Origin of the sequence: Microbacterium testaceum (assembly GCF_006539145.1) — a bacterium.
GTDB lineage: Bacteria > Actinomycetota > Actinomycetes > Actinomycetales > Microbacteriaceae > Microbacterium > Microbacterium testaceum.
The window spans coordinates 14610-35827 of sequence record NZ_BJML01000013.1; the positions used below are offsets into that span (position 1 = coordinate 14610).

Here is a 21218-nt window from a genome sequence, read left to right on the forward strand (position 1 = left end):
TCGGAGCATGCCCGGATTCTCGCTCGCGTCGCGCCTGGACGGCGCCATCGGCGGCAAGACCGCGACGGCATTCGAGAAGGCGTTCGGCGTGAAGACGGTGGGCGAGCTGCTCGAGCACTACCCCCGGCGCTATGCCCGTCGGGGTGAGCTCACGCCCATCGATTCCCTCCCGCTCGGGGAGCCGGTCACGATCGTCGCCGAGGTGGTCAGCGCGAACGAGCGTCGCATGCAGAACCGCCGCGGCTCCCTGCTCGAAGTCGTCATCAGCGACGGAGACGGGCGCATGTCGCTGACCTTCTTCAATCAGCCCTGGCGCTTGAAAGACCTCACTCCGGGGCGCCGCGGCATCTTCTCGGGCAAGGTCGGCGAGTACCGCCGCCAGACGCAGCTGACGAACCCCGACTATGAGCTGTTCGACGACATCGCCGAGGCTCGTGCCGAGGCCGAGGTGACGGCGAAGCGGCCCATCCCGATCTATCCCGCGACGAGCTCGATCCCGAGCACGCTCGTGCAGAAGACCATCTCTCTCGTGCTCGACGGACTCGGAGAGGTCGAAGACCCTCTGCCCGACGACCTGCGAGCCCGCCGCGGTCTCCTCCCCGCGCGCGCGGCGCTCGAGCAGATCCATCGCCCCGAGACCGACGACGACATCCCGCCCGCGGTCGCGACCCTGCGCATGCATGAGGCTTTCGTTCTGCAGACAGCCCTGCTCCAGCAGCGGCAGTTCGTGCGGGCTCTGTCGGCGACGAAGCGGCCGGCGGAGGCCGGTGGTCTGCTCGAGCGGTTCGATGCCATCCTTCCGTTCGAATTGACCGCCGACCAGCAGAGCGTGGGAGCTCAGCTCGAGGCCGACCTCGTGGCCGATTGGCCCATGAACCGTCTCGTTCAGGGTGAGGTGGGTTCGGGCAAGACGCTCGTGGCGCTTCGCGCGATGCTGCAGGTCGCCGAGTCCGGCGGGCAGTCCGCCCTCATCGCCCCCACCGAGGTGCTGGCCGGTCAACACTTGCGCTCGATCGCCCGCATGCTCGGCCCCGAGCTCGCGCCCGAGATCATGCCGACGCTGCTCACCGGGCAGATGCCCGCCGCCGAACGACGCAAGGCGGCTCTGCGCGTCGCGTCGGGTCAGGCGCGGATCGTCGTGGGGACCCACGCGCTGCTGAGTGCGAGCACCACCTTCGCGGACCTCGGCTTCGTCGTCGTCGACGAGCAGCACCGATTCGGGGTCGACCAGCGCGAGGCGCTGCGCTCCAAGGGAAGCTCCCCGCACACGCTCGTGCTGACGGCCACTCCGATTCCGCGCACGGTGGCGATGACGGTGTTCGGTGACCTCGACGTCTCGACCATTCGCACCATGCCGGCCGGGCGTGCCGGCATCCAGTCCTTCGTCGCGCCGCTGGCCGAGAAACCCGCGTGGTTCGCCCGTGTGTGGGATCGCGTCGCCGAAGAGGTCGCGTTGGGCCGCCAGGCCTTCGTCGTGTGCGCCGCCATCGACTCCGACCAGCTCACCGCCGACGAGAAGACCGACGAACCCGCCGATGTGCCCGCTGCCGCGGCCGAGGGAGCGCGCACCCGGTGGGGTGTCGTTCAGGTCGAGGCGCTTCTGTCACGGTTGCCCACGTTCGACGGCATCCGCGTGCAGATCCTGCACGGCAAGATGCCCTCCGACGAGAAAGACTCCGTCATGCAGGCCTTCGCGCGCGGCGACATCGACGTGCTGGTCGCCACCACCGTGATCGAGGTCGGGGTCGATGTGCCGAACGCGTCGACCATGGTCATCCTCGAGGCTGACCGCTTCGGCGTCTCGCAGCTGCATCAGCTGCGCGGGCGCGTCGGCCGGGGCGGCCTCCCGGGCCTGTGCCTGCTGGTGACCGAGGCCGCGCCGGGTACGTCGGCGCGCTCTCGCGTCGAAGCCGTGGCTGCGACGCTCGACGGGTTCGCCCTCGCCGAGGTCGACCTCGAGCTGCGCGGAGAGGGAGACGTGCTCGGCGGCGCGCAGTCGGGGGCCCGTTCGTCGCTGCGTCTGTTGCGCGTCGTCACCGACGCCGATCTCATCACCGAGGCCCGCGCCGAGGGTGAGAGGCTTCTCGCCGACGATCCGGCTCTGCTTCGGCATCCCGGCCTCGCCGCAGCACTCGAACGGCGCGTGGGTGTCGAGGAGCGCGCCGCTCTGGCGAAGTCCTGACCGTCGGGTCGTTCCGAGGGTCGCATCGGTAGGCTGGCCGCATGGACCCCCGGATCGCCGTCGTTCCCGGCTCATTCGACCCGCCCACCCTCGGCCACCTCGACGTCATCCGCCGCGCGGCCGGGCTCTTCGACCAGCTGCACGTGCTCGTGGTCCACAACCCGGGCAAAGAAGCGATGCTCCCCATCGCCCAGCGGCAGAGCCTGCTCGAGCGGTCGATCGCCGAGGCCGGCGTCGAGGGCGACGTCATCGTCGCCGCGTGGAGCATGGGCTTGCTCGTCGATTACTGCACCGAGGTGGGGGCGAAGGTGCTGGTGAAGGGCATCCGTTCTCAGGTGGACGTGGCCTACGAGACGCCGATGGCGATCGTGAACCGCGACCTCGCGCACGTCGAGACGGTGTTCCTGCTGCCCGACCCCTCGCACGCGCTCGTCTCGAGCTCGCTCGTACGTCAGGTGGCCGGACTCGGCGGCGACGTGTCGCCCTACGTCCCGCCCGCCGTCGCGCGCTTCCTCGATACCGGCGCCCGCGGCATCTGACGCGCGCCGTCCCCCCACGCATAAACGCGCTCCTCGCGTTTGTGAGCGCTGAGAGCGCTTATGCGTGATGTGGGCTCTGCGAGTGCGGCACCGGCGCGTCCGCCCGGCCCTTGCTCAGGGGCGCACGGGTAGCATTGACCACCGTGAGAACTCGCCGACCCGGACCCTTCCAGCTCCCCGTACGCGACATCGAGCGCCACCCGGGCGAGATGCGCGAACACACCCTCGACATCCCGACCCCCGAGAAATGGGGGGAGGGCCTGCTCTCCGTCCCCGAGGCCGAGATGCTCGAACTCGATGTGCGTCTCGAGTCCGTCCACGAGGGGATCCTCGTGTCGGGCACGGTCGACACCAGCGCCACGGGGGTGTGCGGACGCTGCCTCATCGACATCGTCGAGCCTGTCGAAGTCGAGTTCCAGGAACTTTTCGCGTATCCTGGGGACGAAGCGAGTGACTTCGACGTTCAAGACGACCACGTGGATCTTGAAAATCTGGTCCGGGATGCCATTGTCCTGTCGCTTCCGTTCCAGCCGGTGTGTCAGCCGGACTGCCCCGGGCTCGACCCGAACACGGGCGAGAGGCTGACGGAAAGCCCCGGCACCACGGAGCAGGAGCCTGTCGATCCTCGATGGGCTGCGCTCCAGCAGTACACCCCAGACGACGGCGATGCGCTCCGCGCCGCCCCCAAGACAGAGAAGAGCTAGTCATGGCAGGTAACCCCCCGAAGCGGAAGGTCTCCCGCTCGAACACCCGCTCGCGTCGTGCGCAGTGGAAGGCTGAAGCCCCCGCGCTGGTCAAGACCATCGAGAACGGCAAGGTCGTCTACAGCCGTCCCCACCAGGCGAAGGTCGTCACCGACTCGCAGGGCACCGAGCTCTTCCTCGAGTACAAGGGCCGCAAGGTCGCCGACGTCTGATCGGCGATTCGTGACGCGTAAGAACGTCGAGCGCACAGCGCTCACCGAGAAGCTCGGGGTCGAGATCGACCCCGAGCTTCTTTCTCTTGCTTTGACGCACCGCTCGTTCGCCTACGAGAACGGCGGCATTCCGCACAACGAGCGTCTCGAGTTCCTCGGCGACTCGGTGCTCGGCCAGGCCGTCACGGTCCGGCTGTTCACACGGCATCCCGACCTCGACGAAGGAAGCCTCGCGAAACGTCGCGCGAGCGTCGTGTCGACGGTGGCGTTGGCTGAGGTCGCCCGCACGATCGGTCTCGGCGACCACGTGCGACTGGGTCGGGGCGAGATCCTCACCGGTGGGCGCGACAAGGATTCGATCCTCGCCGACACCATGGAAGCCCTCATCGGGGCGACGTTCTTGTCGGCCGGCCCCGATGCGGCGACCGACATGGTGCTTCGCCTGGTCGAACCGCTTCTCGCTGACCCGGAGCGCTACGGCGCGGCGATGGACCCGAAGACGAGCCTGCAAGAGATCGCTGCCCGCCTGGGACTGGCGGCACCCGCGTACGTGGTCGAGGCCACCGGCCCCGACCACGACCGGCGGTTCACCGCCACCGTCACGACGGGCGACGTCGTCACCACGGGCGTCGGCTCGAGCAAGAAGCACGCCGAGATGGCAGCGGCGCTGACCGCGTGGCGCGAGCTCGACGCACGTGCCTGAGCTTCCCGAGGTCGAGGTCGTCCGCGCCGGGCTCGAGCCCGCCGTGACGGGGGCCCTCATCGCGTCGGTCGACGTCCGTGACGAGCGTGCCCTGACCCGCCACACGGGGGGAGCTGCGCATTTCGAAGCGGAGCTCACCGGGAGGCGCATCTCGTCGGCCGTGCGGCGGGGCAAGTTCCTGTGGATGCCGGTGGCCGACGACGAGGCCATCGTCACCCACCTCGGCATGAGCGGGCAGATGCTGCTGCGTTCCCCCGGGGCGCCGGAGGAGCGGCATGAGCGCATCCGCATCGAGTTGGAGCATCCGGTGCACGGGTCGCTTTCGGTCGTCTTCGCCGACCAGCGCACCTTCGGCTCGCTCGCCGTTGACCGGCTCGTCGATACGCCCGATGGAGCAGCGGGCGGCCGCGGCTCGGAGCTCGCCCGCGTGCCGACGCAGGTCGCGCACATCGGTCGAGATCCCCTCGACCCTGCGTTCGATGTCGCGCGATTCCGCGCGCGAGTGGCGCGGACCTCCTCGGGGATCAAGCGCGTGCTGCTGGATCAGACAGTGGCGAGCGGTATCGGCAACATCTACGCCGACGAGTCGCTGTGGGCCGCGCGTATCCACCCCGAGACCGCAGCATCCGATCTCTCGACGCGCGCCGTCAACCGTCTGCTCGGTGAGATCCAGGCGGTGCTCGAAAAGGCCCTCGCTGAGGGCGGGACGAGCTTCGACGCGCAGTACGTGAACGTCAACGGTCAGGCCGGCTACTTCGCCCACTCGCTGAACGCCTACGGGCGCACCGGCCAGCCGTGTCCGCGGTGCGGGCGACCGATCGTGCGGGTGTCGTTCATGAACCGGTCGAGCCACTTCTGCCCGCACTGCCAGAAGCGGCGCTGAAAGGACCATGGGCCGCGCGCTCCAGAGCGGCTGATTCGTCGGGTGATTTCTGTCGTCGTGCTCGTCGGTAACGTTGCGTAATCGGTACAGTGTTGGCGATGAACGAGTGGTCGGTGGATCCGGAAGGACTGCGTTTCGCGGCTTCGGTCGTCCGGTACGCCGTACAGATCACTGAGCCGGAGACGGCAACGGCGGCGACCGCACGTGTCGGCGATGCTGAGCTCGCCGCGGCCTTGTCGGCGTTCATGCAGGCTCTGACAGGTGGGTGGATGCAGCGGGTGTCCGCGACCGAGGGTGTGTGTCAGACATTGGCGGCCTCGGCGACGTTGTATGAAACAGCCGATGAAGAAGGTGTTCGTGACGTGCGCCAGGCGGATAATTTCTGATGGCGGAACTGGGGCAGACCTCCGATCCGATTTCCTTGGTGCCGGGCTCGGTCGGAGACGTCCAGGCAATCGTCGAGCTGTGCGCCCGGCGCTCGCGTGTCGCACGGCAGGCCGCCGAGACGGTCGGCAGGAAGAAGAACATCGACGACTGGGTGGGGCAGTCCGCCGACGCCTACACCGCCCGCGTGACCCGGGTGGCGACCGCGTGGTCCGACGCGGACGAGGCGCTGGCCCGTGTCGGCGCCGCGATGCGCGCATACGCTTCGGCGTTGGCGGGGGCACAGGCGAGAGCTGCGACCGCGATCGAGGGTTGGGATTATGCGCGGTCCCTTCAACGCACGGAGCAGACGGCCGGTGCGGAGTTGCCGGGCTTCGTCGAGCCGTTCTCCGGCGCGTGGCCCCTCGTGTTCGCCGGGGGCGCCGACACGACTCCGCCGCGCACGAGTGCGGAGGCGTTCGCAACGGCTGACAGCTGGCTTGCCGAGGGGCGGAGATGGGTAGCCGATGCGGCACGCACCGCAACCGCGGCTGTGGCTGTTGCGACCGCGGTGCTCCGAGCCGACAGCGGATCCGTGTGGGCGTCGTCGAGCGCAGCCCTCGGAAGCGGGCCGGTGACGTCGGCGACGGCGCTCTCGGTCCTGAAGTCGTTGCGCGGCGACGACCTCACGTCGCTGCTGTCGGCGCGTCCCGACCTTGCCGCTCTTCTCTCGCAGGCGTCGCCCGCCGATGTCGCGAGCTGGTGGTCGGGTCTCGACGGTGGCCAGCAGGAAGCGCTGGTCCACGCTGCCCCCGCCGTCATCGGCAACCTCGGCGGAGTGGCCTACCGCGCGCGTGATGAGGCCAATCGCATCGTGCTCGACCAAGCGATCGCGGATGCCAAGCGCAGCCCCCTCGACAAGTCGGAGCAGATCGCGGCGCTAGAGGCGTTGAAGAAGTCGGCCCAGAGTCACACGTTGGTGTCGGTTGTGCTTGACGAACCTCCGCTCGCGCAGGTCGCCGTCGGCGACCTGGATGCCGCGAGGAATGTGTCGTTCATCGTGCCGGGGATGAACTCGAACGTGGCGGGTGACATGGCGACTTACGTCGATGCTGCGAAGCAACTCCAGTACGCGCAGCGCCGTGCGGGCGGCGGAGAGCTCGGCGACTACGCCGTTATCGCGTGGCTGGGCTACCACCCCCCGACGAACGATATGCCGGTGGACGTGGCATTCAACGGGAAAGCCGAGGCGGGCGCACCCGCCTTATCGAAAGACCTCACGTCGATGGCTGCTGTTCACGAAGCATCGGGCATCCCTGCCTCGGTTTCTGTCATCGCCCACTCTTATGGCACCAATGTCGCGGCACTCGCACTCACCGACGCTCACGCGGACCACGTCGTCCTGCTCGGCTCGGCCGGTGTAGACAATCAAGTAGACAACGTCGCGGACCTGAATGTGCCTCCCGGACAGGTGTTCGCATCTCAAGCCCGTCACGACGGCTGGGCGCCTGTCGGGCAGATCACCTCGTACGTCGTCCTAGACGGACGCGTCGACCCGACAGCGACATCGTTCGGGGCGCGCGAGTTCTCCTCGGAAGCGGGCATCGCCCCCGGCGGCGAGACGCTGCGCGCGGTTGACAAACACGGACCGTTCGGCGATGGCTCGGAGACATTCAGCTACTTCGATGCGAACACGACCGCGCAGTTCAACACGGCGTTGGCAACGACGGGCCGCGGGGACGAGGTCATCGTCGACAAACCGCTGACAGAATCAGACCTCATCGGGCCGCATCACTCGAGCGGATCGAATGAGTACCCGGTCGGGTGGAACGGCATTCGTTGACTATGAACAGACGCACTTACATCGCAGTCAGCGCGCTGCTCGTCGTCCTGCTCACCGCTTGCTCACCCGGTGGCGACCAGAACTCGAAGGGACCCGACGTGACCCCAGAAGATGTCAAGGCGCAGATCCTCGATCTCTACGAGGCGAGCGCAGCCGCGGTCGCGGCTGAGGGCTGGAAAGTAGATGACGCCTCGTGGCTAGCTTGCGCCGACGACTCTGCGGGACCGCGCGTGAAGTTGTCGTTTGCCGCGTCCCGCTCCGAGCCATTGCCGAGCGCTGCCGCTGATCTCATCGCAAACGCGCAGAAAGTGTGGCAGGAGCGAGGACACGACGTGACGGTCGAGCGCGACACGAACCTGACTCCGCCACGGTGGATTCTTTCTGATCCGCCTTACCTCACGGGCACCGAACCGGATGGCAGCTACTATCTGCTGGACGTCAGCGATCGCGCTGTATACTTCCAGGCCACCAGTGCCTGCGTACCCGGCGACATCTTCGAACTCACGAGCCCCACGCCGACCCCATGACCCTCAGATTCGATCCCCAGCGGCACGCGGAGACGATCGCCGCTTTGCGACGGGTGATCGCTGGCATCCAGGATCAGCTGGACGGCCTCGATCGGGAGGTCACCGTACTGCGTGGGCAGTGGTCGGGTGCCGCGCAGGCTGCGTACGAGCGTACTCACCGAGAATGGGCGGACTCCATCGGTCGCTTGCATTCCGCGCTGGGTGATGCGACGGGAGCGGCGCAGCACGCCGGTGACCGTCTCACCCAGACCGAGTCAGATGTGACCGCACTGTGGTCGTGACGCGAGAGGGGGACGGGACGCTAGACCCGTCCCCCTCTCGGGTCACAGCACCTTCTTCCACACTCCCTCGTACGAGATCGGGGCGAAGCCGATGGCTTCGTTGATCGAGAGCATGGGGCGGTTCTCTTCGGCGTTGTAGGTCAGCACGCGGGGTGACTCCGGTGCGACGTCGTGCCACGCGAGGAGTCCCGCGCACTTCACGAGCATGCCGAGCCGGTGGCCGCGGTGGGCGGCGACGACGAGGGTGTCCTCCTGGCTGGTGGCAGCGGTGCGGTCCTTGCCGATGACGAGCTCGTTGAAGGCCGCAAGCTCACCAGTGTCGACGTGCTGGGCGGCGGTGACGAGCATGTGCCGTCCGGCGTCGATGTAGCCGGCTTCGTAGCGGCGCACCCGACCGGCATCCCACACCTCCTCGTCGAACTCGAGGTCCGCCGAGGGGGCGTCGGTCACCATACGCGACTTCATCCACGCGAACGCATCGACGAACTCGTCGGGCGTGGGCAGAGTCCACTGCACGATCCGGTAGCCCGAGGCCGCCTGTTCGGCGTCCGCGAGCAGTTGATCAAGACGTGGTCGTGCCCCGGCGAGATCGAGCGAGCTGACGCGCACGATCTGTTCGAGCGAGAATCCGGATGCCAGGAGGAACCGCGCCGCGTGATCCCGCGGGATCGAGCCGAATCCCGTCGGCGCGTCGAGGCGCGGTCCGTCCGCGGCGGGATGCTCGGCCCACGACTGCAGGACGGTACGTCCGTGCTCGCGCGCCGTGCTCTCGATGAGCGCATAGGCGGCGCGTCCGATGCCGTGGCCCCACGCGGAGCGGCGCAGTTCGATGAGCCAGAATCCGGTGCGGGCGCCTTCTTCCTGCGGGAAGTCGAGGCCCACCCGCCCGACGACCTCGCCGTGGAAGACGGCGATCCACGCGTACCGCTTCATCTCGGGCTGGGGTTGGTACAGGGGGAGGAGCTCGTCGGCGGGCATGAACGAATCGTCGTGCCCCGAGATCTCGGCGTAGACCAGGTTGCGGAGGCGGACCATCTCGCGGAAGTCCGCGGCATCCGGATCGTCGATGCGGGCGGGGATGTGAAGCGGGCGCAGCTCGAGGCCGGCGGGGAAGGAAGTCATTCGAAGGTCTTTCGTCGGATGAGACGGGGGAGGGGCGGGGCCGGCCGAGAGGCCGACCCCACCGGGATCAGAACGGCGGGCGGCTGAATGCTGCGGTGCTCTGCCAGGCCCGCTCGCGGCGGTCCCGCTCGGCGGCCGCGTCGCGAGCTCGCAGGGCTTCGACCGCGCGGTGGTCGAGGGCGCGCGCCCGGTTGGCATGGCGGTTCAGCAGCCACAGCCCCAGGCGCAGCGACAGCCGGTCGAAGAGGCCGAGAGGTCGGTACGCCGTCGTGTCGAACGTGACCGTGGAGGGAGTGGGAGGGGTGGAAGGCGCGGCCGAGGAGTGCTGCGGCGCGCGCGTGAACAGGGCGTTCATGCGGAAGCTCCGTGAAGAAGATCTAGCGAGGAGGAATCGCGTCGAGCAGATAGCTCACGCGGGGGCGGACGCAGAGGGTCCGGATGGCCGACGTCGAGGAGACGGGCTCACGGGAAGCGGAGACGACAAGGCGTCTCGACGCGGCGAACTAGCCCTGACGAGGGGGCATGCCGACGGCGGTGGTCACTCCCGTGGCGTATGCGGAGAGCACGGGGACGGCGTTGAAGCCAATGGCGGTGAAGCCGGTCGTGGTGCGAATCATGGAAGTAACCTCCTTTCGACGTCGGTTGCGACCTCAGACGCTAGCGAAGGCTGTCAGCGAATGTCAAGCTCCCGCTCAGATTGGGGCGCGTGCCGGGCGCGTCGAACCGCGCCCACCGGCCCGCCGCCGCGGAATCCCGCGGTTTCTCGGATACCGTGAACACGCGGGTCGATCGAGCGGAGGGCGGGTGACATGCACCTGAAGAGCGTGACGCTCAAGGGCTTCAAGTCCTTCGCGCAGTCGACCACCTTCGCCCTCGAGCCGGGCGTGACATGCATCGTCGGACCGAACGGGTCGGGCAAGTCCAATGTCGTCGACGCCCTGGCCTGGGTGATGGGGGAGCAGGGGGCGAAGACCCTTCGCGGCGGCAAGATGGAGGACGTCATCTTCGCCGGCACCTCGACGCGGGGACCCCTGGGGCGCGCCGAGGTCCAGCTGACGATCGACAACGCCGATGGTGCTCTGCCGATCGACTACAGCGAGGTGACGATCAGTCGCACGCTGTTCCGCACCGGCGCGAGCGAGTACGCCATCAACGGGCAGACGTGCCGCCTGCTCGACGTGCAGGAGCTGCTGAGCGATTCGGGCCTCGGGCGCGAGATGCACGTGATCATCGGGCAGGGCCGCCTCGACACCGTGCTCCAGGCATCGGCGGAGGACCGTCGCGGGTTCATCGAGGAAGCCGCAGGAATCCTCAAGCATCGCCGACGCAAAGAGAAGACCGTCCGCAAGCTCGAGGCGATGGAGACGAACCTCACTCGCTTGAGCGATCTCGCCGGCGAACTGCGCCGGCAGCTCAAGCCGCTGGGCAAGCAGGCCGAGATCGCCCGAGAGGCAGCGACGATCGCCGCGGTGGTCCGCGACGCGAAAGCGCGCCTCTACGCCGATGAGCTCGTCCGTCTACGCGCGGAACTCGCCGACGCCGCTCGAGCCGAGAGCGAGCGCCACACCGAGCGGCTGGGCCTGCAGGAGCAGTCGGAGGGGCTGCGCGGCCGGGTGGAGCGCCTCGAGAAGGATCAGCGCTCGGACGCCGTCGACCGCGCGCGCGGTGTCGCCTTCGCGCTCGAGCAGGTGCAGGAGCGACTGCGAGGACTCTACACACTGGCCGGCCAGCGCCTGACGCTTCTCGGCGACGACGAGACGGACGGGTCGGGCTTCGCCCCGACGGTGACACAGTCGATGATCGACGACGTCCGCGCCGAGATCGACGACATCGCCGGGGGTCTCGGCGAGGCTCAGGATGCCGCGGCAGAGGCGTCCCGAGCGGTGGCGCGTGCCCGCGCCGACCTCGACGCGCTCGACGTCGACATCGCTGCGCAGAGCGCGCTGGTGTCGGAACACGACATGAAGATCACGAGTCTGCGGGGAGCGGCGGATGCGGCGAGCTCGGCTCTTGCCGCCGTGCGCGCCGGTGTCGACCGGCAGCAGCGGGCGCTCGACGCCGCGCTGATCCGACGGGCGGAAGCCGAGCAAGCCGTCGCCGAGCTGGATCCCGACGTGGTCCCCGAGGCCTCGACGGCCGAGCACGCGGCCGCCTACGAGCGAGCTCAACGCGACGCCAACGACGTCGAGGCGCGCGTGTCCGGCCTGCGCGAACGCTTGCACGCCGCCGAGCGCGAGCGCGACGCGCTCACCGCGCAGACCACGGCTCTCGGCCGCGCTCTGGACGTCCGCAACGCGGCCGCCGATCTGATCTCGGCCGGGGGTTCCGGCATCCGGGGTCTCGTCGGCGACGATCTGAAGGTCAAGGCCGGATACGAAGCGGCGGTTGCCGCGGTGCTCGGCACCCTTGCGGAAGGGTTGCTCGTCGACGACGCGGAAGCGGCGTTCACCGCGGCCCGCACGGCCGCCGAGGCCGACCTGGGTCTGGTCGAGATCGCTCTGGCCGACGCCCCCGGGCCGGGGGAGTCCCCGCCGGCTCTCGACGGTGCGGTGCTCGCAGCGGATGTCGTCACGGCCTCGCCCGGGGTGCTCGGCATCCTGGCTCGCGTCCTCATCGTCGACGACCTCGACGCCGCGAGATCGGCGCAGTCGAGTCTGTCGGACGGGCTCACGGTCGTCACTCGCGCGGGCGAGGTCGTGACCGCACGGACCGTTCGCGCCGGCTCGGGCTCGGGCCGGTCGCGCCTCGAACTCGCCGCCGAGCGCGACGCCGCCGTGGAACGGCTCGACGAGGTCGTCGTGATCGTGGATTCGCTGAGAGAAGCCCTCGCCGACGAACAGCGTCTGCAGGTCGATGCGCGCCAGCGCACGAAAGACGCTCTTTCGACCCTTCGCGCGCATGACGCAGCCCTGGCCGCCCACGCGGAGAAGGTCAACCGCGTGACCGTACGCCATGAAGCCGCGGTCGCCGAGTGCGACCGGCTTGTCGCCGGGCTCGCGCAGACCGAGAGCGCGGTCGCCGAGGCGGAGGACGCGGCACGTCGGGCCGACGACGCGCTGGCCCGGGCCCTCGACGCGCCACGCCCGCTCCTCGACGCCTCAGCGCGCGAAGGAATGGCGGCAGAGGTCGACGCCGCGCGCGAGACCGAGATGCGCGCCCGCCTCGACATCGAGACGCTGAAAGAACGCGTCCGTGCCGGTGAGGCGCGCGTCGTGCAACTCGAGCAGCAGCGGGATCGCGAGCGAACCGCGGCCGCCGAGGCGGCCCGCCGTGCTGTGCTTCGCCGCGCGCAGCGTGAGATCGCGGCTGAGGTCGCGGGCCAGCTCCCGACCCTGCTCGACTCGGTCGATCGCTCGGTCAGTCAGGCGCGCGTCGAGCTGACGGCCGCAGAGTCCGCCCGCACGGCGATCACGGAGGAGCTCTCTCGTGCTCGAGCCGACGAGTCCCTCGTCCGAGAGCGTCTGGCACGGTTGACCGAGAGCGTCCACGGGCTCGAGCTGCAGATGCATGAGAAGAAGCTCCACGTGACCGGACTTCTCGAGCGTGCTCAGTCCGAGCTCGCGTTGGACGAGCACATTCTCGTTTCGGAATACGGCCCCGACCAGCCGATCCCCACCGAGAACGCGGAGGAGGGCGTGCCCTTCGAGCGCGCCGCTCAGAAGCGTCGGCTCCAGGATGCCGAGCGCAAGCTGTCGCAACTCGGTCGCGTGAACCCGCTGGCCCTCGAGGAGTTCGCCGCACTGGAACAGCGACATGCGTTCCTCACCGAGCAGCTCGCCGATCTGCAGCAGACGCGTGCCGATCTTCAGACGATCATCGCCGATCTCGACGAGCGCATGCAGACGATCTTCGTTGCCGCCTTCGAGGACACGCGTGCGGCTTTCACCGAGATCTTCCCGATTCTCTTCCCGGGTGGGGCGGGCAGCATCTCGCTCACGGATCCCGACAACCCGCTGACCACCGGCATCGAGGTCTCGGTGCGCCCGGTCGGCAAGAAGATCGAGCGACTGTCGCTCCTGTCGGGAGGCGAGCGGTCGCTGGCGGCGGTGGCGTTCCTCACCTCGATCTTCACGGCCCGTCCCAGCCCGTTTTACATCCTCGACGAGGTGGAGGCGGCGCTCGACGACGCGAACCTGGGGCGCCTGCTCGGCGTCTTCGAGAAGCTTCGAGCGAGCAGTCAGCTCATCGTCATCACACACCAGAAGCGCACGATGGAGATCGCCGACGCGCTCTATGGAGTGTCCATGCGTCAAGACGGTGTGTCGGCTGTGGTGGGTCAGAGGGTCGGCGATCGAGCGACGGTGCGCGCGTCGCGAGCGCCGGCCGAGAAGGCCCCCGACGAGGCCGCCCCCGTAAGCTGAAACAATGTCTGAGAACTCCTGGTCGCTGGGCCGCGCTCTTCGCGGACTGTTCGTCAAACCCACGATCGACGAGACCACGTGGGACGACCTCGAGACGGCCCTGTTGACCGCCGATTTCGGTCCAGACGTCACCGAGCGTCTGGTCGACGAACTCCGTGAGAAGGTCGAGCGCTTCCGTACGACTGACCCGCGCGACCTGCAGCGCATGCTGAAGGAGACCCTCGAGGAGCACTTCGCGAAGTTCGACACGACGCTGCGCCTCACCGAGCGTCCCGCGGTCGTGCTCGTCGTCGGGGTGAACGGTGTGGGCAAGACCACCACCATCGGGAAGTTCGCGAAGTTCCTGCAGCGTTACGGCCGCACCGTCACGGTCGGGGCGGCCGATACCTTCCGCGCCGCGGCCGTCGACCAGCTGGCGACCTGGGCCGAACGCGGGGGAGCGACCATCGTCCGCCCCCAGCACGAAGGCCAGGATCCGGCATCCGTCGCCTTCCAGACCGTCGCGCACGCGAAAGAGACGGGCACGGAGATCGTTCTGGTCGATACGGCAGGTCGGCTCCACACCAAAGGCGGGCTCATGGACGAGCTCGGCAAGATCAAGCGCGTCATCGAGAAGCAGGCGCCGATCTCCGAGGTCCTCCTCGTGCTGGATGCCACCACCGGCCAGAACGGCCTCATGCAGGCGCAGGCGTTCCTCGACAGCGCCGGGGTGACGGGCCTCGTGCTCACGAAGCTCGACGGTTCCGCGAAGGGCGGCTTCGTGCTGGCGGTCCAGGAGCGCACCGGCATCCCGGTGAAGCTCCTCGGTCAGGGCGAAGGCATCAACGACCTCACGGGCTTCACCCCGCACGTGTTCGCCGCCTCGCTCGTCGATTGACTTCTCTCGCACGCATCGACCCGGGCGGGTCGTCTTCCCGAACACCGGGCGGAATGCTTACATGGAGTCATGGCCATCGAGCACGACTTCTTCGGACTCCTCGAGTCGGGCCCCGACGGGTCGATCTTCTGGAGTGAGAACGTCGAGTTCGGCGATCAGAGCGTCACGGTCGATCTGACGGCCCCCGACCAGGACGACGTGTCGGCCGAGGCGCTCGACGTGGCGGCATCCATGGTCTCGTCGCTCGAGGCCATCGACCTCGCCGCGCGGAACGCGATGGTGAACGAGCTCGACTCGCGCACGAGTGAGGTGACCGAGTACATCCTTCAGCAGCAGGCCACCCTGGGCGAGGAGCTCGAAGACCTGCTGACGGATGTCTCGGGCGACACGCACATCGACGTCATCAAGGCGCTGCAGCTGATGAGCATGACGATCCTCGCCGACGAACACGGGGGAGCCGACCCCTTCGCCGTCCTCGAGTATGCGCTGGACCCCGACGCGACCGACGACGTACTCCTGGTGAACCTCGCCTCGGACGGCAGCGTCCAGTCGGTCACTAGCGCCGACTGAGCGCGTGCAAACCTTTCTGCCGTACCCCTCGTTCACGGCATCCGCCGCCGCTCTCGACCTCAAGCGCTTGGGCAAGCAGCGCGTCGAGACGTTCCAGCTGTTGCGCGCGTTGACCGTGCCCGACCATGGCTGGCGTCATCATCCGGCGGCGAAGATGTGGGACGGACATCTGCCGGCGCTCGTGTCGTACGGCCTCGTCGTGACGGACGAGTGGATCGCCCAGGGCCGGGCCGACACCGTCCGAGAGAAGATCCGCGTCTTCGCGCCCGAGGTCGACGGCCTCACGCAGAACGAGCTCGACCTCCCGCCCTGGATCGGAGACGAGGCGTTCCACCTCGCCCACCGCTCCAACCTCGTGCGCAAGGACCCCGAGTTCTACATCCCCCGTTTCGGGGACGTCCCCGACGACCTGCCGTACGTCTGGCCGGTCTGATTCACTTTCCGTGGAAAAGCGGGATCACCAGGTAGATCCCGTAGACCACCGCGGCGGCGACGCCGGCGAAGCAGACGAGACCGGCCATGGTGGCGGGCAGCGGTCGCGGCGTCTCGCGCGGCGCGACCACCGCGGTCGGTCCTTCGGGGTCGTCTCCATCCGGCACTCGAATGTCGGGGGCGCCGACGGCGAAGAATCGGATGCCGAGGGCGTACAGCCCCACGATGATGAGGGTGGCGGCCAGGCCCACCACGAAGACGAGCAGAATCGACCCTGCTTCGGTGCCGAGCCAGCCCGAGGCGCCGGCGCTTTCAAGGGGAGTGATCACGCGCGTTCTCCTTCGGTCTGGCGCTGGCCGATGCGATCGGCATCCACCGCCTCATCGTTGACGTTCTCGGCCGACACCGGGCGGCGGCGGGCGAGCAGGAACAGGCCCACGCAGACGGCCAGGCCGCCCACCAGCACGACCACGAGGCCGGCGATGCCCGACGAGGCCGCCCATGCGGCGCCTCCGCCGACGACGGCGGCCGCGGGCAGCGTGACGACCCACGCGAAGGCGATCCGGGTGACGACGTTCCAGTGCACCGACGCGAGGCGCTTGCCGAGCCCCGAGCCGATCACGGCGCCGGAGGTCACCTGCGTGGTCGAGAGCGGGAAGCCGAGGGTCGACGAGATGAGGATGGTCGAGGCGGCGCTGGTCTCGGCGGCGAAGCCCTGCGGAGGTTTCACGTCGGTGATGCGCTTGCCGACCGTGCGCATGATGCGCCAGCCGCCCAGGTAGGTGCCGAGGGCGATCGCGAGCCCCGCGGACAGGATGACCCACAGCTGCGGGCCGGTGCCCGCCTCTTGGAAGCCGGCGACGATGAGGGTCAGCGTGATGACGCCCATCGTCTTCTGGGCGTCGTTGGTGCCGTGCGCGAGCGAGACGAGCGAGGCCGAGACCGTCTGGCCGTGACGGAAGGCGGTGGACGATCCGGCGACGGTCGCCATCTTCGTCACGCGGTACACGAGATAGGTCGCGGCGAGGGCCACGATCCCGGCGATGAAGGGCGAGAGCAGAGCGGGCAGGACGATCTTCGACAGCACCCCTCCCCACTCGACGGCCTGAAAGCCGACGCCGATGACGGCCGCCCCGATCAGTCCGCCGAAAAGCGCGTGGGTGGAGCTGGAGGGCAGCCCGAGCCACCAGGTCAGCAGGTTCCACACCACGGCGCCCATGAGCCCCGCGAAGATCATCGGCGCGGTGATCTGCGGAAGCCCCTGGTCGTTCTGGGCGAGAATCCCCTCCGACACCGTCTTGGCCACCGCGGTCGACAGGAACGCGCCGACGAGGTTGAGGATCGCGGAGATGAGCACCGCGACTTTGGGTTTCAGCGCGCCCGTGGCCACTGACGTCGCCATGGCGTTGGCGGTGTCGTGAAAGCCGTTGGTGAAGTCGAAGAAGATCGAGAGGGCGACGACGAGAAGGACGGGGACGAGGACGGTGAGATCCACCGCGACTCCGATCGAGAAGTGATACCGGAAGCGGGTCGGTTGGCCCGGCGACACGGTAGACCTCGGCGGTGAACGAAGTGTTCCCTATCCCGTGGGAGCGGAGAGGTCTACTCTCCGCTCTGCGCGCTCACACCGCCTGCGCGAAGCCCGCGTCGGCGGACGCGATGTCCTTCGCGAGGTGCGCGAGGTGCGGCGGAATCTCGCGGCCCTTGGACACCATCGACTGCGCCCACAGGCGTCCGGCGCGGTATGACGACCGCACCAGGGGCCCGGCGAGCACGCCGAGGAAGCCGATGCGCTCGGCCTCTTCCTTGAACTCCACGAACTCGGCCGGCTTCACCCAGCGCTGCACGGGGAGGTGGCGGGGGGTGGGGCGCAGGTACTGCGTGATCGTGATGATGTCGGTGCCCGCAGCGTGCAGGTCTTCGAGGGCCTGGACGACCTCTTCGGGCTCTTCGCCCATGCCGAGGATGAGGTTGGACTTGGTGATGAGCCCCGCCTCTCGCGCGGCGGTGAGCACGCCGAGGGAGCGTTCGTAGCGGAACGCCGGGCGAATGCGCTTGAAGATGCGGGGGACGGTCTCGACGTTGTGCGCGAAGACCTCGGGTCGCGACGAGAAGACCTCTTCGAGGTGTGCCGGGTTACCCGAGAAGTCGGTCGCGAGGATCTCGACCCCGGTACCCGGGTTGTCGGCGTGGATGCGGCGCACGGTCTCGGCGTGCAGCCACGCGCCCTCGTCCGGCAGGTCGTCACGGGCGACGCCGGTAACGGTGGCATAGCGCAGCTGCATCCGGGTGACGCTCTCGGCGACGCGGCGAGGTTCGTCGCGGTCGTAGTCGGCGGGCTTACCGGTGTCGATCTGGCAGAAGTCGCAGCGGCGCGTGCACTGCGAACCGCCGATGAGGAAGGTCGCCTCGCGGTCCTCCCAGCACTCGAAGATATTGGGGCAGCCCGCCTCCTGGCAGACCGTGTGGAGTTCCTCGGTTTTCACGAGGTTCTGCAGGGCGGTGTACTCCGGGCCCATCTTGGCCTTGGTCTTGATCCACTCGGGCTTGCGCTCGATCGGCGTCTCGGCGTTGCGCACCTCGAGGCGCAGGAGCTTGCGGCCGTTCGGAGCAGTGGATGCCGGCACCCCGGCGCTCCCGGTTCCGCAGGCGCTCACGCGGCCACCACCGCGTCCTCGGCGCGGAAGACGCGCTCGATCGCAGGGACGAGATCGGCGGGGGAGACGTCGGCGCCGAGCACCTCGCTGACGGTGGTCACTCCGGCATCCGAGATCCCGCAGGGGACGATGTGGCGGAAGCCCGCGAGGGTGTTGTCGCAGTTGACGGCGAAGCCGTGCATGGTCACTCCTCTTTCGACGCGGACTCCGATCGCCGCGACCTTGTCCACACCGAGGGGGCGCCGTACCCAGACGCCGCTGCGTCCCTCGACGCGGAAGCCGTCGACGCCGAGGGCACCGAGAGCGTCGATGAGCAGGGCTTCGAGGCGGCGGACGTGCGCGACGACGTCGATGGGTTCGGGGAGCCGCACGATCGGATACCCGACGAGCTGGCCCGGGCCGTGCCACGTGATCTTCCCGCCGCGGTCGACGTCGATCACGGGGGTGCCGTCGTCGGGGCGTTCGTGCGCCTCAGTGCGCTTTCCCGCGGTGTACACCGCCTCGTGCTCGAGAAGGAGCAGGGTGTCGACGCGGGCTCCCGCGACGACGTCTGCGTGTATGCGACGCTGATGCGCCCAGCCGTCGAGGTAGGGAACGTAGTGCGGGGACAGGCCCACCTGTTGGATGTCGATCATCGACCGCCTCCGATGTTGGATCGCGTCCAACAATACACGCGAGGCGCCCCCGTAGGCTGGGGCGGTGACCCCCGAGCCTCGAAGCGGACGACCGCGCGCCTCCTCGCGCGAAGTGCTCTCCGAGGCGGCCTGCGAACTGTTCCTGGAGCAGGGCTATGACGCGACCAGCGTGTCCGACATCACCCGCCGCGCGGGAGTGAGCCGTTCGAGCTTCTTCAACTACTTCTCCGCCAAGAGCGACGTGCTCTGGTCGGGATACGACGAGCAGGCGGATGCCGCGATCGAGCGCCTCCGCGAAGGCCAGCCGGTCGCCCAGTGCCTGACGGCGATCGGCGCGGGTCTCGCACCCGACGCACTCGCCCTCGCGATCACCAACGCCGACGCCATGGGCATCTCCGTCGAGCTCGACCGCGACCGGGCCGTCCGGCAATTCCGGCTGCAGCGAGAACTCGCGACGCGGTTCATGCGGGATGGCACGCCGGAGCTGGCCGCCCAGGTTCGCGCGGGCGCGCTCTCGGCCGCCGTCCTGGCCGCCGTGTGGGCGTGGGCGGACCGCACCGCCGCCGGGCGGCCCCTCGCCGAAGTGCTGGACGCCGCGCTCGCTCTCGCGTGACGCGACAGGGTCGTCCGCCCCACCCCCGAGACATGGCCGGGGTCAGCGGCATCCCTCCGAATCGGGTCGAGGTTCGGCGAATCGCCCGCGTCGGGCCACCGGCGGGTGAGTGCGCGGCGGCGAACGCGGCGCACCCCGCGTAAACTCGTCACATCATGGCGACTTTCGGCACCCTCTCCGACCGGCTCACAGAGACCTTCCGCAACCTCCGGAAGAAGGGCCAGCTCACGCCCGCCGACGTCGACGGGACGGTGCGCGAGATCCGCCGTGCCCTTCTCGACGCCGACGTCGCCCTGCCCGTGGTCAAGGAGTTCACGGCTGCCGTGCGCGAGCGTGCGCTCGGCGACGAGGTCAACCGTGCGCTCAACCCGGCGCAGCAGGTCGTGCAGATCGTCAACGACGAGCTCATCGGAATCCTGGGCGGACAGCAGCGTCGTCTGGAGTTCGCGAAGAACCCGCCGACGGTCATCATGCTCGCCGGCCTCCAGGGGTCGGGTAAGACCACTTTCGCCGGCAAGCTCGCCAAGATGCTCGAGAAGGACGGACACACGCCGCTCCTGGTCGCGTGCGACCTCCAGCGCCCGAACGCCGTCAACCAGCTCCAGGTCGTCGCCGAGCGCGCCGGTGCCACCATCTACGCGCCGGAGCCGGGCAATGGCGTCGGCGACCCGGTCAAGGTCGCCCGTGACGGCGTCGCGTACGCCACGCGTCAGCAGCACGACATCGTCATCATCGACACCGCCGGCCGTCTGGGTGTCGACGCCGAGCTGATGAAGCAGGCCGCCGACATCCGTCACGCGACGAACCCCGACGAGGTGCTGTTCGTCATCGACGCGATGATCGGTCAGGATGCCGTGAACACGGCCAAGGCGTTCCAGGACGGTGTCGATTTCACCGGCGTGGTGCTGTCGAAGCTCGACGGCGATGCCCGCGGAGGTGCGGCGCTCTCGGTCGCCTCGGTGACCGGACGCCCCATCATCTTCGCCTCGACAGGTGAAGGACTCGACGACGTCGAGCCCTTCTACCCCGACCGCATGGCATCCCGAATTCTCGACCTCGGCGACATCCTGACCCTGATCGAGCAGGCGCAGTCGGCTTTCGACGAGGCCGAGGCGATGAAGGTCGCCGAGAAGCTCGCGACGGAGACCTTCACTCTCGAGGACTTCCTCGAGCAGATGCAGCAGATGAAGAAGATGGGCTCCATGAAGAAGATGCTCGGGATGCTCCCGGGCATGGGAAACATGAAGCAACAGCTCGAGAACTTCGACGAGCGCGAGATCGACCGCACCGAGGCCATCATCCGCTCGATGACGGTCGCCGAGCGTCGGAACCCCAAGCTGCTGAACGGCTCCCGTCGTCTGCGTATCGCGCGCGGTTCGGGAATGACCGTCACCGACGTCAACCAGCTCGTGCAGCGCTTCGAGCAGGCCGCGAAGATGATGAAGACCGTCGCTCGCGGAGGTGTGCCCAACATCCCCGGCATGGGGCCCGTCGGTGGCAAGCCCGGTGCGTCGTCGAAGCGCGGCAAGCAGCAGAAGGCGAAGGGCTCGCGCTCGGGCAACCCGGCCAAGCGGGCGGCCGAGAACGCCGGCATCGCGGCTTCCGCTCCGGCCACGGGTTCGGGCTTCGGCCTGGGCGGTCAGGCGGCGCCGAGCGAGGCCGACCTCGCCGAACTGCAGAAGATGCTCGGTCGCGGCTGACCCGTCTTCCGGGG

Annotated in this window: 22 protein-coding genes; 16 read left to right on the plus strand and 6 right to left on the minus strand. The window is 68.7% G+C overall.

Going from position 1 to position 21218, the window contains the following annotated elements; all coding sequences use genetic code 11:
* Positions 1-7: 7 nt before the first annotated feature.
* The 10 genes from MTE01_RS15485 (at position 8) to MTE01_RS15530 (ending at position 8237) form a co-directional block, all read left to right on the plus strand.
* Positions 8-2182: an ATP-dependent DNA helicase RecG gene (locus tag MTE01_RS15485; protein WP_103208880.1), complete on the plus strand. Its 2175-nt coding sequence runs from the start codon at positions 8-10 to the stop codon at positions 2180-2182.
* A 41-nt stretch (positions 2183-2223) separates the two neighbouring features.
* Complete coding sequence (coaD, locus tag MTE01_RS15490; RefSeq protein WP_103208883.1) at positions 2224-2721, plus strand: pantetheine-phosphate adenylyltransferase; 498 nt, start codon at positions 2224-2226, stop codon at positions 2719-2721.
* 209 nt (positions 2722-2930) lie between these two features.
* Positions 2931-3425: a YceD family protein gene (locus MTE01_RS15495; RefSeq protein ID WP_103208886.1), complete on the plus strand. Its 495-nt coding sequence runs from the start codon at positions 2931-2933 to the stop codon at positions 3423-3425.
* 2 nt (positions 3426-3427) lie between these two features.
* Positions 3428-3637, plus strand: coding sequence for a 50S ribosomal protein L32 (rpmF, locus tag MTE01_RS15500; RefSeq protein ID WP_013586329.1), 210 nt, complete (start codon positions 3428-3430; stop codon positions 3635-3637).
* A gap of 10 nt (positions 3638-3647) precedes the next feature.
* Positions 3648-4340, plus strand: a complete 693-nt coding sequence (rnc, locus tag MTE01_RS15505; RefSeq protein WP_141378300.1) for a ribonuclease III — start codon at positions 3648-3650, stop codon at positions 4338-4340.
* Positions 4333-5223, plus strand: coding sequence for a bifunctional DNA-formamidopyrimidine glycosylase/DNA-(apurinic or apyrimidinic site) lyase (gene mutM / locus MTE01_RS15510; RefSeq protein ID WP_141378301.1), 891 nt, complete (start codon positions 4333-4335; stop codon positions 5221-5223). The genes rnc and mutM overlap by 8 nt, the downstream gene beginning before the upstream one ends.
* 98 nt (positions 5224-5321) lie before the next feature.
* Positions 5322-5609, plus strand: a complete 288-nt coding sequence (locus MTE01_RS15515) for a hypothetical protein (protein WP_141378302.1) — start codon at positions 5322-5324, stop codon at positions 5607-5609.
* Positions 5609-7429 (plus strand): alpha/beta hydrolase, encoded by a 1821-nt coding sequence (locus MTE01_RS15520; protein ID WP_141378303.1) that lies wholly within the window; start codon positions 5609-5611, stop codon positions 7427-7429. The genes MTE01_RS15515 and MTE01_RS15520 overlap by 1 nt, the downstream gene beginning before the upstream one ends.
* A gap of 98 nt (positions 7430-7527) precedes the next feature.
* Positions 7528-7956: a hypothetical protein gene (locus MTE01_RS15525; protein ID WP_147301882.1), complete on the plus strand. Its 429-nt coding sequence runs from the start codon at positions 7528-7530 to the stop codon at positions 7954-7956.
* Positions 7953-8237 (plus strand): WXG100 family type VII secretion target, encoded by a 285-nt coding sequence (locus tag MTE01_RS15530; RefSeq protein ID WP_141378304.1) that lies wholly within the window; start codon positions 7953-7955, stop codon positions 8235-8237. Before MTE01_RS15525 ends, MTE01_RS15530 begins: the two co-directional genes overlap by 4 nt.
* A 42-nt stretch (positions 8238-8279) precedes the next feature.
* On the opposite strand, the gene MTE01_RS15535 is transcribed toward MTE01_RS15530, so the two are convergent.
* Both MTE01_RS15535 and MTE01_RS15540 read right to left on the minus strand, forming a co-directional pair.
* Positions 8280-9359: a GNAT family N-acetyltransferase gene (locus MTE01_RS15535; RefSeq protein WP_141378305.1), complete on the minus strand. Its 1080-nt coding sequence runs from the start codon at positions 9357-9359 to the stop codon at positions 8280-8282.
* 67 nt (positions 9360-9426) lie between these two features.
* Positions 9427-9714 (minus strand): reeler domain-containing protein, encoded by a 288-nt coding sequence (locus tag MTE01_RS15540; protein WP_103208911.1) that lies wholly within the window; start codon positions 9712-9714, stop codon positions 9427-9429.
* A gap of 454 nt (positions 9715-10168) precedes the next feature.
* Here MTE01_RS15540 and smc point away from each other — a divergent pair, with 454 nt between their 5' ends.
* The 4 genes from smc (at position 10169) to MTE01_RS15560 (ending at position 15600) form a co-directional block, all read left to right on the plus strand.
* Positions 10169-13720, plus strand: coding sequence for a chromosome segregation protein SMC (gene smc / locus MTE01_RS15545; RefSeq protein WP_141378306.1), 3552 nt, complete (start codon positions 10169-10171; stop codon positions 13718-13720).
* Positions 13721-13724: 4 nt separating this feature from the next.
* Positions 13725-14597 (plus strand): signal recognition particle-docking protein FtsY, encoded by an 873-nt coding sequence (gene ftsY, locus MTE01_RS15550; RefSeq protein ID WP_141378307.1) that lies wholly within the window; start codon positions 13725-13727, stop codon positions 14595-14597.
* Positions 14598-14666: 69 nt separating this feature from the next.
* On the plus strand, positions 14667-15167 hold the full coding sequence (locus MTE01_RS15555) for a DUF2004 domain-containing protein (protein WP_103208919.1): 501 nt from the start codon (positions 14667-14669) through the stop codon (positions 15165-15167).
* A 4-nt stretch (positions 15168-15171) separates the two neighbouring features.
* Positions 15172-15600 (plus strand): MSMEG_6728 family protein, encoded by a 429-nt coding sequence (locus MTE01_RS15560; protein WP_103208921.1) that lies wholly within the window; start codon positions 15172-15174, stop codon positions 15598-15600.
* Between the two features lies 1 nt (position 15601).
* Here MTE01_RS15560 and MTE01_RS15565 read toward each other — a convergent pair whose 3' ends face one another.
* The 4 genes from MTE01_RS15565 to lipB all read right to left on the minus strand — a co-directional run bounded on the left by MTE01_RS15565 (position 15602) and on the right by lipB (position 18891).
* Positions 15602-15928 carry a hypothetical protein gene (locus MTE01_RS15565; protein WP_141378308.1) on the minus strand — a complete coding sequence of 109 codons (327 nt, stop codon included), beginning with the start codon at positions 15926-15928 and terminating at the stop codon, positions 15602-15604.
* On the minus strand, positions 15925-17094 hold the full coding sequence (locus MTE01_RS15570) for an inorganic phosphate transporter (RefSeq protein WP_103209911.1): 1170 nt from the start codon (positions 17092-17094) through the stop codon (positions 15925-15927). The genes MTE01_RS15565 and MTE01_RS15570 overlap by 4 nt, the downstream gene beginning before the upstream one ends.
* A gap of 127 nt (positions 17095-17221) precedes the next feature.
* Positions 17222-18226: a lipoyl synthase gene (gene lipA / locus MTE01_RS15575; RefSeq protein WP_103208924.1), complete on the minus strand. Its 1005-nt coding sequence runs from the start codon at positions 18224-18226 to the stop codon at positions 17222-17224.
* 26 nt (positions 18227-18252) lie between these two features.
* Entirely contained in the window at positions 18253-18891 is a 639-nt protein-coding gene (gene lipB / locus MTE01_RS15580; protein WP_141378309.1) for a lipoyl(octanoyl) transferase LipB, read from the minus strand.
* Between the two features lie 64 nt (positions 18892-18955).
* Between lipB and MTE01_RS15585 the strand changes: the two genes are divergently transcribed.
* The gene (locus MTE01_RS15585; protein ID WP_103208929.1) at positions 18956-19504 is read left to right on the plus strand and encodes a TetR/AcrR family transcriptional regulator; all 549 of its coding nucleotides are present in this window, start codon (positions 18956-18958) and stop codon (positions 19502-19504) included.
* A 155-nt stretch (positions 19505-19659) separates the two neighbouring features.
* Complete coding sequence (gene ffh / locus MTE01_RS15590; protein WP_103208932.1) at positions 19660-21204, plus strand: signal recognition particle protein; 1545 nt, start codon at positions 19660-19662, stop codon at positions 21202-21204.
* Positions 21205-21218 lie beyond the last annotated feature (14 nt).